General features: G+C 44.2%; 13 protein-coding genes and 2 pseudogenes. 5 read left to right on the forward strand and 10 right to left on the reverse strand.

Annotated elements, in window-relative coordinates; translation table 11 throughout:
- Positions 1-108 precede the first annotated feature (108 nt).
- The 5 genes and pseudogenes from HMPREF1254_RS12380 to HMPREF1254_RS09595 all read left to right on the forward strand — a co-directional run.
- Positions 109-875, forward strand: a pseudogene (locus HMPREF1254_RS12380) (RHS repeat domain-containing protein); the annotation flags it as partial.
- Positions 876-1752: 877 nt separating this feature from the next.
- Complete coding sequence (locus tag HMPREF1254_RS12075; protein WP_036878931.1) at positions 1753-1980, forward strand: hypothetical protein; 228 nt, start codon at positions 1753-1755, stop codon at positions 1978-1980.
- 172 nt (positions 1981-2152) lie between these two features.
- Entirely contained in the window at positions 2153-2593 is a 441-nt protein-coding gene (locus tag HMPREF1254_RS11865; protein ID WP_081699068.1) for a hypothetical protein, read from the forward strand.
- A gap of 502 nt (positions 2594-3095) precedes the next feature.
- Entirely contained in the window at positions 3096-3323 is a 228-nt protein-coding gene (locus tag HMPREF1254_RS09590; RefSeq protein ID WP_036878934.1) for a hypothetical protein, read from the forward strand.
- On the forward strand, positions 3313-3804 hold the full coding sequence (locus HMPREF1254_RS09595) for a hypothetical protein (RefSeq protein WP_036878936.1): 492 nt from the start codon (positions 3313-3315) through the stop codon (positions 3802-3804). The genes HMPREF1254_RS09590 and HMPREF1254_RS09595 overlap by 11 nt, the downstream gene beginning before the upstream one ends.
- A gap of 44 nt (positions 3805-3848) precedes the next feature.
- Here the strand turns inward: HMPREF1254_RS09595 and HMPREF1254_RS09600 are convergent.
- The 10 genes and pseudogenes from HMPREF1254_RS09600 to HMPREF1254_RS09645 form a co-directional block, all read right to left on the reverse strand.
- Positions 3849-4007: pseudogene (locus tag HMPREF1254_RS09600) on the reverse strand (hypothetical protein); the annotation flags it as partial.
- A 102-nt stretch (positions 4008-4109) separates the two neighbouring features.
- Positions 4110-5360: a phosphoglycerate kinase gene (locus HMPREF1254_RS09605; protein ID WP_023058490.1), complete on the reverse strand. Its 1251-nt coding sequence runs from the start codon at positions 5358-5360 to the stop codon at positions 4110-4112.
- Between the two features lie 317 nt (positions 5361-5677).
- Positions 5678-6526, reverse strand: a complete 849-nt coding sequence (locus HMPREF1254_RS09610; RefSeq protein ID WP_023058423.1) for an N-acetylmuramoyl-L-alanine amidase-like domain-containing protein — start codon at positions 6524-6526, stop codon at positions 5678-5680.
- Positions 6527-6534: 8 nt separating this feature from the next.
- Entirely contained in the window at positions 6535-7626 is a 1092-nt protein-coding gene (locus HMPREF1254_RS09615; RefSeq protein WP_231385845.1) for a DUF4421 domain-containing protein, read from the reverse strand.
- Between the two features lie 16 nt (positions 7627-7642).
- Positions 7643-8626 (reverse strand): Gfo/Idh/MocA family protein, encoded by a 984-nt coding sequence (locus tag HMPREF1254_RS09620; protein WP_023058443.1) that lies wholly within the window; start codon positions 8624-8626, stop codon positions 7643-7645.
- A gap of 1 nt (position 8627) precedes the next feature.
- Positions 8628-9929 carry an NCS2 family permease gene (locus HMPREF1254_RS09625; protein WP_023058434.1) on the reverse strand — a complete coding sequence of 434 codons (1302 nt, stop codon included), beginning with the start codon at positions 9927-9929 and terminating at the stop codon, positions 8628-8630.
- A gap of 31 nt (positions 9930-9960) precedes the next feature.
- Complete coding sequence (gene nudC / locus HMPREF1254_RS09630; protein WP_023058457.1) at positions 9961-10740, reverse strand: NAD(+) diphosphatase; 780 nt, start codon at positions 10738-10740, stop codon at positions 9961-9963.
- Positions 10737-12518, reverse strand: coding sequence for a bifunctional metallophosphatase/5'-nucleotidase (locus tag HMPREF1254_RS09635; protein ID WP_036891218.1), 1782 nt, complete (start codon positions 12516-12518; stop codon positions 10737-10739). The genes nudC and HMPREF1254_RS09635 overlap by 4 nt, the downstream gene beginning before the upstream one ends.
- 103 nt (positions 12519-12621) lie before the next feature.
- Positions 12622-13056: a BT0820 family HAD-type phosphatase gene (locus HMPREF1254_RS09640; protein WP_023058502.1), complete on the reverse strand. Its 435-nt coding sequence runs from the start codon at positions 13054-13056 to the stop codon at positions 12622-12624.
- A gap of 68 nt (positions 13057-13124) precedes the next feature.
- Positions 13125-15641 carry a GumC family protein gene (locus HMPREF1254_RS09645; RefSeq protein ID WP_023058431.1) on the reverse strand — a complete coding sequence of 839 codons (2517 nt, stop codon included), beginning with the start codon at positions 15639-15641 and terminating at the stop codon, positions 13125-13127.
- Positions 15642-15668: the final 27 nt, after the last annotated feature.

The following is a 15668-nucleotide window of genomic DNA, read 5'->3' on the forward strand; positions in this document are numbered from 1 at the left end:
GCAATAAACAGGAAGTAATGACGTTACATAATTGATAACCATAAACAATAAGAAGTTATGATTGAATTTGAAGTAAAATCAAAAAGCAGCATATATCGGTGAACATAAGGGACAGATCCAAGACGAATACCGTATGCGGGCAATGAAGCTGATGGCTTGACGGTGGACTAAAAGAAAAATATAGTGAGCAGTTGCAGGCGATCAAGGAAAATTATCGTACCTTTGACATCGCATACAACGGTCAGGACAATGACGACTACGTAAACGGTCAAGTTTGTCCAAAGGACATTGTCGGCTGCACTCGGAAAAGATAGAGCAAGCTCACTTTCCACTCGTTGGCACACCAATTCTGCTGCAACGACGGCACGCCGGAGGCGGCGCAGGCAAGGGCGATGGTCAAGACGAGAGCTGGCGAAGCTGGCACTAACGAGCGGCTGCAGTTCTACTATCACCCAGACCATTTGGGTAGCAGTAGCTACATCACCAACTTGGATGGTGAGGTCATGCAGCACATCGAGTATGTGCCGTTTGGCGAAGTGTTCATTGATGAATTGGAGCTTACGCAGAAATCGGCGGCCGCAGGGAAAGCCAACTGCAACAATACTTGGAACACGCCTTATCGATTCAACGATTGTGCCAACGAGGGCAGAGGCAAGCTTGCTTGCACTATGCCGAGTGCAGCCAATCGTAGAGTAAAATTCAACGCCAAGGTGTTTGATGAGGAGACAGGTATGTATTATTATGGTGCGAGATACTATGAGCCGAGATTGAGTCTGTGGATGAGTACGGATCCTTCGGAAAAGAAATACCCACGCATTTCTACTTATTCTTATTGCTTCAATAATCCATTGTCTTATATAGATCACGATGGACGATTTGGAAAGAAATGGATAGCTAATCTGTCACGAAAATGGTATAATCTTTGGCATAAGCAAAAGGCAGGTCCAATAATTGAAAATAAAAATACAACAAACAAACAATTCAGATACACTTATAATACTTTTAGATATTCTGATGAAGGATTTGAAATAACAAGTCATTATAAATTTAGTACGAAAGTTGTTAAAGGAATGCAAGATGTTGGTGATGGTGTTGCTTTAGGTGGATATGCTGCAACCCTAAGTGTAGCTGGAGCAGAGGTCGGTGTGCCTATGGTGGCTGCAGGAAATGTGGTGTCATCAGTCGGAAGTGCGGGGGAAATGATATTAGATGTTGCAAATGGTGACTATTGTAATGGATTAAAAGATGCAGCTTTTAGACTATTTGAAAAAGGTACTGAGATACTCTTAAATAAGTTAGTGCCTGGTGTTGGAAAAAAGATAGGCGAAGAGGGATTTAATCTCGGTACAGAAATACTTGACCAGGGACGTAATCTGAAAAATTCCGGATTAGAAAGAGTTACTGATAAAATAATTGAAAAAAAAGAAAGAAGAAAATTCTAAAAGGAAGGAAAAATGATGCATATAATGTGGGGATGTGGGGTGTTACTGAGTAGTATATTCATTCTAATATTGTTAAAAAAGAGGCAACTCATGAGTAACTATCGGCTTTTCTATTTGATAGGTCTTTTGATAGGTCTTGTTATTGGGAGTGTTAATATTTTTACACAAAAATATGATAACTATTGCTCTATATATATTGGTATATTATGCTGTTGTTATACTTATTTTGATAAAAATACATATTCTAAATGGACTAACGCTTATATATCATCACTTCAAGGATATGTAGGTGGCGTTGGATTTATACTATATGGTCTATTTACTACGTAATGGCGCTCCAAAGCGGAAATCGGCGATCGCAGGGAAAGCGAATTGCAATAACACTTGGAACACACCTTATCGATTCAACGATTGTGTCAACGAGGGCAGAGGCAAGCTTGCTTATTCCATGCCGAGTGCAGCCAATTGTAGAGTAGAACTCAACGCCAAGGAGTTTGATGAAGAAACTGGTATGTACTACTTCACCGAAGGAGCATGATGCAGACAAAGAAGCACAAGAGTTTGAAAATTTCAATAAATTTGTTGATAATAAAATTCAAAAAAAATGGCTTAAGAAACCTATTTTATAATAAGAAAACTCTCAAGATAAGATAATTGAGACAATTGATAAATGGTGGAATTTATACGAAAGATCTAATCATAATAAAGTAATGAATAGGAAAGTAACGTTTATTATATGTTCTTTATTATTATGCAGCTGTAATAGAGAAGTTGATTTTTACTTTAATTTCGGCTCTCAATCCTTATGTGCATATAAGAGTTCTTTCTATAATCTTAGTATTGAGAATGACTCAATTACTCCAGATGGAAAATCATACGAAGGGGCGATATCCTTATTCTGGACTGATTCAGCAAATTCTCCTCCCCAAAGAATATATTTAGACAGAATCCCCAAGGGCTACTCTGTTTATCGTGATGGAATAAAATCAAGCGAAAAAAGAATAAGTCTAAAAGGAAACTCCGTCTATACTATAACATCAACAGGGATAGCTGCTGTGGGCTGTAGTATTAAGGTATGGACTAATCATCGAGGCGAAGTAATAAAAGCTATTCAAATGCCACAATTGGGGAATGCCAATGGAGATTCATAAAGAAATTATGAATATTCCAAATAAGTGATAGATGCAAATAAAAGCTCTGCCCGAGGTTATTGTCATTGGAAAACGATAACCACCTGATAATCAATTTAGTTCTAAATAATATGGTATAAAGGCAGGCTCAGCCTTTGGCTGTTTTTTTACCCAAAACAAAGAAAAAAGACTTTACGAGAACGCTTCGGCACTTTGCGCTCCAGGTTAGAAGTTATGTTCAATGTCCGCACTGCAATTCAATGGAACTCGCTAAAAGTGGGAGGAATAGTATGAACATAAAAGGGCGAAAGCAATAAATTAGAATGAATGACGTTAAATAGTTGTTAACCATAAACAATAAGAAGTTAGGATTGAATTTTAAAATAAGCCCCCAAATGCAACCTATATCTGTAAGTACAAGGGACACCCAATACGAATCCCTTATGCAGGCAATGAGTCAGACGGCCTTACTAACAAAAAAGCAGATGAACTGTTAGGGTCACTGAAGGATAGTAATAAAAAATTGTATTCGAAACTTAGTAAACTAGAAAGAAATACTCACGCTGGTAAGAATGATGCAAGAATAAAAAGTGACAAACATCAGGCTGATATTGTTAGAGGTAATTCAAATGCAAATGCAAGAAAATACGCAAAAGAAAAGACGGGGGTAAAAGCTAAAACAGACATAGTAGTGAAATCTGTTAAAGCGGTTACAAGTAGTAGTCATAGTGATAAAAGAAATGAAAAATAAAAAAGTTGAGAATATTTTACTAATAATTATAGGTACAATATCATTTTATTATTACTATTCTACTTTAATGACAACGTATCTTTATTATGTTATACTTTTACTTATAGCGGTTTTGATTACATTGGTAGTCACAAACGATAAAAGTACATTAAAAAGATTTACTTTGTTAATGAGGATGTTGATGTTATTTTTAATATTATACTTTGTTCTATTTTCATTCCTATTAATTAGAAAGGATAATTCAAAGTTGGAAATATTTAAAACATCTCTCAATGGGTACTATACAGGTCGAATAGATGGAGTGTTGTTTAGGTTTAAAGATTTTAATTTTAAAAGAAATGTAAATTTAACTGGTTATACACAAGATGATTTAAGAGAGAAATATGATTTAAAGTTAGAATTAACTCCACTAACATCGAACATATATTTCATCGAGAATTTAAGTTTAGTTGAAAAAAATGATGTTTTAGGTAATAATTAAACCGTAGCACGGTACTAACGTTGGGTATGCTGATTTATCAGCATTCATTCTTGTTTACTTTCAAGGGCATTTGTCAGTTGCACAGCTTGCTGTTGCAGCCTGACGAGAGTTAGGGAATAGCTTTCAAGTTTACCGAGCAGTCGTTGAGTAGTAGCTACATAATGATAAGTATTAAGGGCTTTCACGGCTTTGTTGTACAGCACTCTAAATGTGAAAAGTAGGAGATAAATGCCTTTTATGAATAACATTTACCTCCTACCCAATTTTATTTATGCCTGCAAGAAAATATCCCTTGCATGCTGGTTTCAGCCTTTAATGGCAGCTACACCGGGAAGAGTTTTTCCCTCAATGGCTTCAAGCATAGCGCCACCACCAGTAGACACGTAAGAAACCTTGTCGGCCAAGCCAAACTTGTTGACAGCAGCCACTGAGTCGCCACCGCCAACCAGAGAGAATGCACCATTCTCTTGTGTGGCTTGAGCTACATACTTGGCAATCTCACCAGTACCGTGTGCGAAGTTCTCCAACTCGAACACGCCAACTGGACCGTTCCACAATATGGTCTTGGAATTGAGAATAATCTTCTTCCAGTTCTCCAAACTCTCTTCCGATGCGTCCATGCCTTCCCACTCGTCTGGAATTTCATTGATGGGGAACACTTTGCGTTCGGTGTCGTTTGAGAATTCCTTTCCGCAAACGGTTGCTACCGACAACGACAGGTTGACGCCCTTTTCTTTGGCGGCTTTCATCACATTGAGAGCCTCTGGTATCAAATCATCTTCGTGTAGCGACTTACCAATCTTGCCGCCTTGTGCTTTGACAAAGGTATAACCCATGCCACCGCCGATAATCAAGTTGTCTACCTTGTCAAGCAAGTTCTTAATAACACCCAGCTTAGAGCTAACCTTGCTGCCGCCGATGATGGCGGTGAAAGGATGCTGTGCGTTCTTCAACACGTTGTCAATGGCAGTCACCTCTTTCTCCATCAGGTAGCCCAACATCTTGCTGTCGGCGTCAAAGTAATCGGCGATCACAGCTGTAGAAGCGTGCTTGCGGTGAGCGGTACCAAAGGCATCGTTTACATATACGTCTGCGTACGAAGCCAACTTCTTGGCAAAGTCTGCCTGACTGGTCTTCATGGCTTTCTTTGCCTCGTCGTATTCCGGTGTGCCTTTTTCAACACCTACGGGCTTGCCTTCTTCTTCGGCATAGAAGCGAAGATTTTCTAACAACAGTGCTTCACCCATCTTCAAGTCAGCTGCTTCTTTCTCGGCATGAGCGCAGTCTTTTGCAAATTTCACGTCAACGCCCAAAGCGTCTGAAACGTTCTTAACGATTTGCTTGAGTGACAATTCAGCCTTCACTTTGCCTTTGGGCTTGCCCATGTGGCTCATCATGATGACAGCACCGCCGTCTGCAAGAATTTTCTTCAGCGTAGGCAGAGCACCACGAATGCGAGTGTCGTCGGTTACCTTTCCATTTTCATCCAATGGAACATTGAAGTCTACGCGTACAATTGCTTTCTTTCCAGCAAAATTGAATTGATCAATTTTCATTTTCGAATCTTTTATTTGTTAATGATAATTTATTCTCGTTGTGTTGACAAAGTTACGAAAAATAGCTGTGAATCCACTCTATTTTATGGGTTCTTTTTATTTTGTCATCACTCTGTAGCTTGATTGATTCCATTGTTTTTCTTTCGAAAACCAATCTCCATGACTTTAACTGCCAATATCATTGACTTTGACAACCAAACTCTATCACTTTGACAACCAAACTCAATGAGATTACACGGCAATGGGAAAAGCCGGTAAACACCTGTGTTTTGAGGTTGAATAAAAAGACCTGTTCAATTGGCCGTCAACCCTTGAGCTTACTGTCCGGCACACCTGACCGCCCTGATGCCAATTTGTGAGCGTTGCCTACTCATGTACGTCTTGAGGGTCATCGGTTCTTCCACCACTTTTCCGTGAATGGAGGAGGCATTGAGCAGATGCAGGCCATCATCGTGCCAGATGGCTATGCCGACGTGACTGGTATCCAGCCCTTTTCGGCTGGTGAGCATAGCCAGGATGTCACCGTCTTTGATGCATTGCCTGAGGAGGGGCGTATTGCGAATGCTGTCCTTGGGAATGTACAGATATTCGTTGCCACTTAGCTCAATCTCCATCTCTCGAATGGCTGCGATGACCTCCGGCTTACCCTTCATCATCGGATAATATTGCGGATGGGTTGTCATGTAGTGCAGGTCAAGCACCTGTGTAGCCGAGAAAGGCGGGTCAAGCTCTTCAACATGTTGGATGTAGCCCATGCGCACGTTGTCTTCTATCCAGGATGAGAAGTAGTGAAGACGGTTGGGATAAGCCACTTTTCCATTGTGATATCTGATGAGTCGCAGAAATTGGCAAAAGTCTTGAAAACGCTTTTGATGGTTCTTGTGGCATAAGAAAAGTGCCAAAACATTTTCCACATACGTTGTACAGTCAAGTTCGCGCAAGTTGATAACCAAGTTCTCCCGGTCGTTGTTTTCCAAGGTCTTGGCAACATAAGGCGTACCAATCAGCTGACGAGCAAAATAAATCACCATGTTTGTACCTTTGTCTTGCTTGCGTGCAGAGGCGAGAAGCTGCTCAACCTTGACACTGTCAGATTTTTCATACTGTAGGGTTTGCCCGAAGACCTGTAGGCAGAAGGTAGATAATAGTAAGAATAGCAGTCGCATATATCAAATTATTTTTGTTTTATTTTTCCAAAATTGAATCCTATATAGATGTTGAAGTTGCCGAAAATGGTACTTGTTGAAAATTGGCCTTTCTGATAGTTGTATGCGTGGAAGATGGCGCTTGAACCCACATAGTAGCGCGTATTGTTCCACACTACGCCAAGCCGGCCTACTGCATCGACGTTGAAATTCTTCAGATTATAATCATGGGTAGTCGTTTGTTCATTCAGAATGTCACCCACGCTGTGCTTGTACGCCAGCCCTAAGCATAGGGACGAGGCGAACAGCCAGTTGTGGGCAAATACCCAGTTGTAAGCATATCCGCCGGAAACCGAGAAGTCGGAGTAGTGATAATTACCAAATGTCAGACGAGTTTCTTCTTCCGTTTTGCCCTTTTCCCCTGGTTTTAGCACCGATGTGACCAGATGATTGAGTCCAGACAGGTCGATGCTCATCTTGTGCTTGGTATAGCCAATGCCCACCATAGGCGACCCATAACTTCTTCGTTGCACGGTAGATTGACTGAAAGCTGCTGGGTAAGAGAATTTGCGGTGATTGAAAATGTAGTAGAGATTGAAGCCTTTGATGCTCGACTTGAACCCATTAAACGGTTGCTTCTCAAGGGGTTTTGTATCGATCTTATCATCAATATACAGGCTTCTGATGGTATATAAGTTGCCCGTTTTACGATAAAACAAGTCTACGGTGAGGCGTGAAGAATAGAGGCTAAGGTCTATTTCTTGGCGATTCTTATTCTTGTCGTAGTGTTTGAGATCGAACGTATAACCCAGAAAAATCCACCTGTAGCCAACGAAAGGACCTACTTTGATGCTCGGTTGGGGTGCTAAGGTGACAGATTGTCCTTTGCGATTACGCAAGCGATAGCCCTCGTATGTGTTGGTGTTTTGCAGCATCACGGTATAATTGTAATGCTGTGGCTCGACATAATTGGTGTCTACGTCCGAAAAACTCTCCACAAACCTGACCGCCCCTTGAGTTAGTTTCTTGAAAAAACCTTTTCTCTCGGGGATGGTATCAGCCAGCATGTGGGTCGAAAATACGACCAGCAGCAGTAGTGTGTATCGTTTGTAGTGTAGCATCAAAATAGGTATGCGGTTAAAATTTACCCAATATTCTGTCCATCACCCAGTTCACTGGCGTGGCACTGACGCTCGTGCAGGTGCAGACACCGATGCCTTGTAGGTCTTCGGTGACCGCTTTGATGATGGGTAGCTGAACGTACGATGGGTTTGGAACCGTGATGTTTCGGATGCCGTCAGAGGTGATTAATTGAATGGGATGATAGTTGTAAACCGAAAACGACAGTGAGCCTTGCTCGCCAACCACGTCGATGCTGTCTTCCTTCGCACTTTGATGCCCCACGAAGCACCAAGACCCGCTTCCTGGAAGTCCATTCTCAAACAGGAAACAGGCACTGATTGTGTCCTCGGCCGAGTATAGGTGTGCCCGGTTGGCGCAATAGCCATGCGCCCGAGTAATCACGCCAAAGAATTCTTGCAGCAAGTCAAGTTGGTGAGGTGCCAGGTCATAAAAGTAGCCACCGCCAGCGATGTCGGGTTGCAGTCGCCATGGAAGATGACGGCTGCCGCTGTAGTCCAGATCCCGAGGAGGAACAGAAAAACGCACCTGCACGTTGGTTACCGTGCCGATGGTTCCACTGTCCAGGATGCTTTTCACCTTCTGAAAATAGGGTAAGTATCTTCTGTAGTAGGCTACAAAGCAGGGAACCCCCGTCTGCTGGCTCACTCTGTTGATGCGCGCACAGTCTTCATAACTGGCCGCCAAGGGCTTTTCTATGTACACAGGTTTGCCCGCCTTCATGGCCATGATGGCGTAGGTGGCATGGCTGGAGGGTGGGGTAGCAATGTAAATGGCGTTCACCTCAGGGTCATCGATGAGCTGCTGCGCATCGGTATACCATTTCTTGATGTGGTGACGCTCGGCGTACGATTGCACTTTTTCCTTGCTCCTACTGTATACAGCTTCTACATGCGACCCTTCAACCTCATTAAAGGCGGGCCCCGATTTCAATTCGGTGACTTCGCCACATCCTATGAATCCCCAACTGATATGTTTCATGTTAATTGAAAACGAAGTTAATGATGAACAGAATGGCCAACGTTACGAGTGTGATGTTGAGTTGTTTCCAACGGCCAACACACAACTTCAAAATCACATAGCTCAAGATGCCAAGGCAGATGCCGTCGGCAATAGAATAACAAAGCACCATGGTAATCATGGTGATGAAGGCGGGGAATGACTCGCTGACGTCACTCAAGTCGAGCTTTTTTACCGAATCCAGCATCAGCACACCTACCAACACCAACGCGCCGCTGGTTGCAGCGCTGGGGATGAGGAGAAAGATGGGCGATACAAAGAGGGAAAGCAGAAACAGAATGCCCACGAATGCTGAGGTCACGCCGCTTCGGCCACCTTCCGCAATACCCGATGCACTTTCAATGTAGGTGGTGATGGTGGAAGACCCGAGCATGGCACCACAGGTGGTACCAATGGCATCGCTCATCATGGCTTCTTTCACTCTTGGAATGGAACCATCGGGTTGTACGATGCCCGTTTTCTCTGCCAAACCGACCAAGGTGCCAATGGTGTCGAAGATATTGACAATGAGCAACGAGAAAATCACTAATAGGGTTTTAATGTTGAAGAACCCGTTGAAATCGAAATGACAGAAAACGGGTGAAATGTCCTGTGGTGCGGAAACCGGCAGCCAGCCATCAGGAATCATGGTGACACCCATGGGAATGCCAATGAGCGTGGCGGCAATGATGCCATAGAACAGCGAGCCTTTGACGTTGCGCGCCATCAGGATGCCACTCAGCAGAATGGCGATGATGCCCAATGTCGACTCGGGGGTGAAGGCACCCAGGCCCACAAACGTGCCTTCTTTGGCCACGATGATGCCCGCATTCTTAAGGCCGATAAACGCAATGAACATGCCAATGCCCGCAGAGATGGCGTACCGCAGGTTCTTGGGTATGCTGTCGAGAATCAATTCGCGGACATTGAAAAATGTAATGAGAAGAAACACGAGACCCTCGATGAGCATGATGGCCAGGGATTGTTCCCATGAATAGCCCATAGCCTGACAGAGCGTGTAGGCAAAAAAGGCGTTCAGTCCCATGCTGGGCGCCTGTGCAAAGGGCAGTTTGGCCATGAAGGCCAGCAGCAAGGTGGCTATGGCGGCAGACAAAGCCGTGGCCGTGAAGAGCGCACCCTTATCCATTCCCGTGCTCGAGAGAATGGCGGGATTGACGGCGAGGATGTAACTCATTGTCAAAAAAGTGGTTGCACCGGCAATCAATTCGGTTTTCATTTTCATGCTCTTGGCCTCAAATCCAAGCAGTTTTGTGAATGGTTTCATGAGATATGGTTTGATGATTCTTAATATGTGGTTATTGTTTTTCTTTCTTCAGCCAGGCGTCTATGAGCATTCTGGCAATGGAGAGCTTCTCCGGAATGGTGGGAAGATTGTTTTTGGAGAACCAATCCCCCTTGCTTAATTCTGATTGCTGCAACCGTACCTCACCGCTTACATAATCGGCATTGAACCCCACCATCAAGCCGGAGGGGTAGGGCCAAGGCTGCGAACCGAAATAAGTAACGTTCTTGATTTTGATACCCGTTTCTTCCATGACCTCTCGGTGAACGGCTTCTTCCAGCGTTTCGCCAGTTTCGACGAATCCCGCCACCAGACCATAAAAGTCGGATTTGAAGTTTTTTGCATGAACCAAAAGCACTTCATCTCCACGGTGTATCAGCACGATGACGGCTGTGGCCAACTGTGGCCACACTTCTTTTCCACACTGGGTGCATCGTTTTGAAATGGCGGTGTGCGTCTGCATCGGGCCACCGCATACGCCGCAAAACTTGGTGTTGAAGTCCCAATAAAGCAGCTCGTGGCACTTTCCCGCCATTAAATATAAGTCGTGGGGCAGCTTGTAGAACGAAGCGCGCAGGCCACACATCTCATATTGCTGACTGTCGGTGATGGGTTCATCTATTCGAAATGCCCGAACAGGAGTGCCGTCTGCCAGGTTTGCCACATTCATGATGTGTGTCCAGGGCTTTGTGGGTATCGGTGGTTCATCGGCAAGCGGTATGGTATATTGACCGTTTGCTTGTTTTTCGAGTACGATGTCTGTTTTACAAAAAATAAAAAACAGGTTTTTCATTTCTCATCTTCCTCTCTTTGTGGTTGTCCAAAGATAAGCATTTTATCTCGTTTCAATGCAGGTATAATCCACGCTGCGGGTACAAACTTCCAATTGTTGTTGGGTTTGGGATTTATTTCTCCACATTTTTCAATCCATTTCATGAGGTAATAACGCTGATCGTGTTTGCTCTCGAACACAATACGTTGTTTCAATTCGGTCATGGAGATGCCCGCTCCACGCGTCAAGAGTTCACCACCGCCGTTGCCTCTGTAACTGTTCATGGCAACCTTATACGTCTTCTTGAGGCTGAATGGCGTACCGTCGCTCATTCTCAAGATGTTTACTTTGTGCCCTTTTGGCTTGGTGACATCAACTTCATAGTCGATGCCGGCGGCGCTGTCGAAATTGAATGTAAGTTTTTTGAACCCATAACGCTGTTGGTCATCCTTGGTCTTGTCGTCGATGAGGAGGATGTGGTCGCCGGGAGAGGTCATGGTGTTGACCCATAAATCGTAGCTCATTTCCAGGTAGTTGCGAATCTCTTCGCCTGTCATCTTGAGCACATAGATATTGTTTTCGTATTTGTAGAGGTTGAAAAGGTCACTTACAAACACGTCGCCTGCCTTGATTTGGGCATCAAAAGCAAGGGGTGCGTTGAACGAGATATCGGCTCCAGTAACCGTCAACTGTAGGTTGTGAATCAAATCCGTAAAGGCTGAACTGCCAAAGTAGCAATCACGACTGTAAATAGTGTGTTGAAATGAGCCAATCTTCCTATTGACAAAGGCGTTGACGGCCTTGATGTCGTCTTGAAAATGCGCCATGAATTTTTGGTCAATCTGCTCATTTCTAATGTCCACTACGCGTCCATTGACCTGCTTGCGCAATACGACATGAGTTTTCTTTCCTTTTCGTATATGCTCATTCAGCGTAATCCTAATTTCGCTGTCGGTTACGTTGATGGCGTTACAACCAGGATTGAGACAGACAACAGGTTGGCGTTTGCTGTTGAGAATGGTGCTGCTGTGAGGGGTGTGATCATGTCCAAAGAGTATCAAATCGAAGCCAAGAACCTCTTTTGCCACGCGCAAGGAGGCGTCTTCCTCGTAGGTTGGGGTGGTAATGCCACCCTGTTTGCCCGAATGAAACAAACCAATGACGATGTCGGGGTGTTCGGTTGTTTGTAAAACGTTCATCCAGTGGCGTGCCGATTGCACCATGTTTTCAAACCGAAGTCCACTCCATAGCTTTTCTTGAAGCCAGTTGGGAATAGCTGGCGTGAGCATGCCCATAACTGCAATCTTGACACCATCCCGCTCAAGAATGGTGTATGGATGAACGTATGGATGTTGAGTTTGGGTATTGACAATGTTGGCTCCGAGGGTAGGACACGACACTTCACGAATCCACTTGTCGTACACGGCATGCCCAGTTTCGATGTCATGGTTGCCTATGGTCTGTGCGTCATACCGCATGTAGTTGATAACAGATGCTGCGATGTTGGGACCTTGCGTGTTGACATAGTTGCTGTAATAGCAGATTGGCTGATCTTGTAATATGTCGCCGTTGTCCAGTAGAATGAGATTCTTCCCATATTTTGCCCGCAGTGAGTCAACATAGGTCATCACTCGGGCAAGACTACCTGCCTTTGGTCTGCGATTGATGAAGTCGTAAGGGAAGAAACTACCGTGGACATCACTGGTTTGGATGATGCGAAGATCAATCGTTTTGCTCTTGGCCATGATGCTTGTACTGCAACAAAGTGCAATGAGGCACCCCGTAATATATCTTTTCATGTTTATCCCTCATTTGTGCAAAGTTAGTAGAAAAAAATGACTAACCGAAGCGAATGATAAGGTTATTTGGTCAATTCGTAGACAGGTTGTTTGGCAGCACAACTCACCATTTCCACCAACGCTTTTTGGGTTTGGCCTCTTCGGCAGTTTGTCCTCGCAAGTAGGCTTCACGAATCAAGTCTTTGGTTGATTTATGCTCGTGTATCATGTGATATATTTGTCCCCAGTCGGGCAACCCGCCAATGTTGCGATCATCGATGAAAAGGTCGGCCTTAATCTTTCTGGAGAAGTGGTTGTTGTTGGAGGTACCTTCCTCTTCTGGATAGTCCTTGTTGACAGTCCAAAACTCTACCCCGCGTTCGTTACACCAATCTACAGCCTCTTGCAGGAGTTTTCCCTCTCGCACGCTCCATAAGATGAGTCTGTGATGCTCTTTGATGAGCATTTTGAGTGTTTCGGTAGCGAAAGGTATCTCTTGTCCTATCGCGGGGTACTTATGTTCTACGATGGTTCCGTCAAAATCAACAGCTATTGTCATCTATTTGAAATCAGTTAAATTTGAATGGTGGCGAATATAAAAATGGTGTTGGCACGTCACCAAGCGCATTAACGCTTGATGGACGTGTCGTTCTTGTCTCCATAGTGGCTGTTGGCATAATTGCCGTAAGAACCGTAATTGCCGTAGTGACCGTACGAACCGTATTTCCCATATTTTCCGCCGTATCGTCCATACCTTCCATACTTTCCGTATCTGCCATATCCATAATAATAGCCATACTTCTTTTTGGACATGTCGATACCATTGATAACGATGGACATGTTAGGAATTTTCTTTTCGTTTGCCAAGCTGTTGATGAGCCCGAAGCTTTCTTTGGGCGTATAATCAGCTCGACACATGTAAACCGTGGCATCTGCCACACGTCCTATTTGCAACGTGTCGGTGACGAGTCCAACTGGAGCTGAGTCAATGAGAATATATTCGTATTTTTCTTTTAAAATGTTGATGATGACGTCGAGTGATGGGCGCGCAATTAATTCGGCAGGATTTGGAGGAATGGGTCCAGACATGAGAAGATCCAGGTTGTTATTCACGCCCGATGGCAAAATTTGGCTCTGGATTTCTTCCCAGTTAGGCTGTTCCTTGGTCAACAACATAGTAATGCCATGATGATGGTCATTTATTTCAAAGAGTTCGGCCAAGCGTGGTTTGCGGATATCCAGTCCCACGATAATCACTTTTTTGCCAAGTAGTGCGAAGCTGACAGCCAGGTTGGAGGCGTTGAATGTCTTTCCTTCGCCAGAGGTACTCGATGTGAAGAGGATGACTTTCTGGTTTTCTTTCAGCATAAACTGGAGATTGGTTCGCATGCTCCGGAAGATTTCTTCCATCTGGTTGTTCTGGTTTTCATGAACAACAATGTCAGCTTTTGTCTTGGCTGTATCACTGGCAACAGCGACATCGGCCAAGATGGGAAGCGTGGTGAGTTTGGCAACATCGTCGTGTCCTTCAATCCTATAGCGGAAGAAGTTAATCAAGAACAAGATAAGTGCAGGTATACCAAGTCCCAAGAGCAAGGCGATGAGGAAGATGAGTTGTCTGTTAGGACTTACTTGTCCACCGTTGGCGGGCTCGTCTATCAATATGCCTTTGTCGGCAGTTGCAGCAAGCGAGATAGAGTTCTCTTCTCGCTTCTGTAATAACATCAAATAGAGTCCTGACTTAACATCTTGCTGTCGTCCAATCTGTGTAAGCATTCTTTCCTGCTCCGGACTGGCAGTGAGCTGTCCCTGGTACTTGCCGTATTGCGAAGCAACATTATTGCGCTGAATTTGAAGTCCCTTCTTGGCTTGAGCCATGGCACGATGGATGCTGTTGTTCAAATCATCCAATTGAGAAGTAAGGGGTGTAACCGTTGGTGAGGTCTCGGAAGCACTGCGAAGGAGTCTCTTTCTTTCCAATGCAATTTCATTGTACTTACTAATCAAGCCGTTCACTGTAGCGTCTGAAATGCCTACGTTGGCAGGGAGCGTTTGGTATTGGTTGCTGGGCTGCGACATGCTTTCTTGTACACTGTTGAGCAGGGCTACCTGTGTGTTGGCTTCTGCTAGCTTCTGGTCGTACTCGTTTGCGTTTTGCATGGCTTGACCGGCATTCATCGTTTGGTCTACCATTCTGTTACGTTTCTTATAGCTTTCCAGCTGTCCTTCAGTAGCTCCCAATTCTTCACTGATCTTTTCCAGACGGCTGTTAATGAAGGCTTCTGTATTGCGTGCTACCTCGTTCTTGTCCATGTTGGCCTGTCGGTTGTAGCAGATGACCAATTGTTTTAAATAATCAATGGCGCGAGTTGGTACTTCATCCTTGACACCCAAAAGGGCGATGGATGTAGATTTATCGTTCTGCGCTACGGAGAAAGCGCCTCTGTATCCTGCGGCAACACTTTTGGGTGGAAGTATGGATACCTTGAATGATTGTCCGTCTTTCATGGAGCCAGCACTTTCGTTCATGAACGATAGGATGCCGGCTTTGGTGACTATTGTGGATGGCAGTTGGCTAATCTTCTTGTCGATGTTAAAGGTTTGCCAACCCTTTCCCTCGACAGAGGTTTCGTAGCTTCCCGTTACCTGGTATGAGTTGCCTATTCTCTGGATAGTCATCGAGATGGGTGACTGTAGCTTTTCAAGATGTGCAGGATCAAGGTCTACGCTGATGGGCTGATTCTTATAGATAATCATGTCTCTCACCCTTCCCTCGGTGGTATACTTTACATAGAGTTTCAGGTCTTTCACCGTTTGTTCTGCCAGCTTCAGGGAAGAGAGAATTTCCATCTCGTTTTCTATGCCTGTTGAGTTTGACATCATGCCCAAGTTCGAAGAGTAGAGCAATGAGTTTCTTCCTCTTCTATTATCTTCCTCTTTAATTAGCAGTTTGGCGAACGACTGATAGATGCGTGGTGTGTATCGCAGATAGATGGCTGCCGCTCCCAGACAGATGATGAGCGACAGCACGAACCACTTCCAATTGAGGATGATTGCCTGCATGATGGTCTGTAAATTGAAGAATGAATTTTCCTCTTGTCCTTCTACGTTCTCCAATTTTTGATTCTTTATCTCTTCTTCCATTTTATGCTATAATATAAATTCTTTTTC

It is taken from the genome of Prevotella sp. BV3P1, assembly GCF_000479005.1.
GTDB lineage: Bacteria > Bacteroidota > Bacteroidia > Bacteroidales > Bacteroidaceae > Prevotella.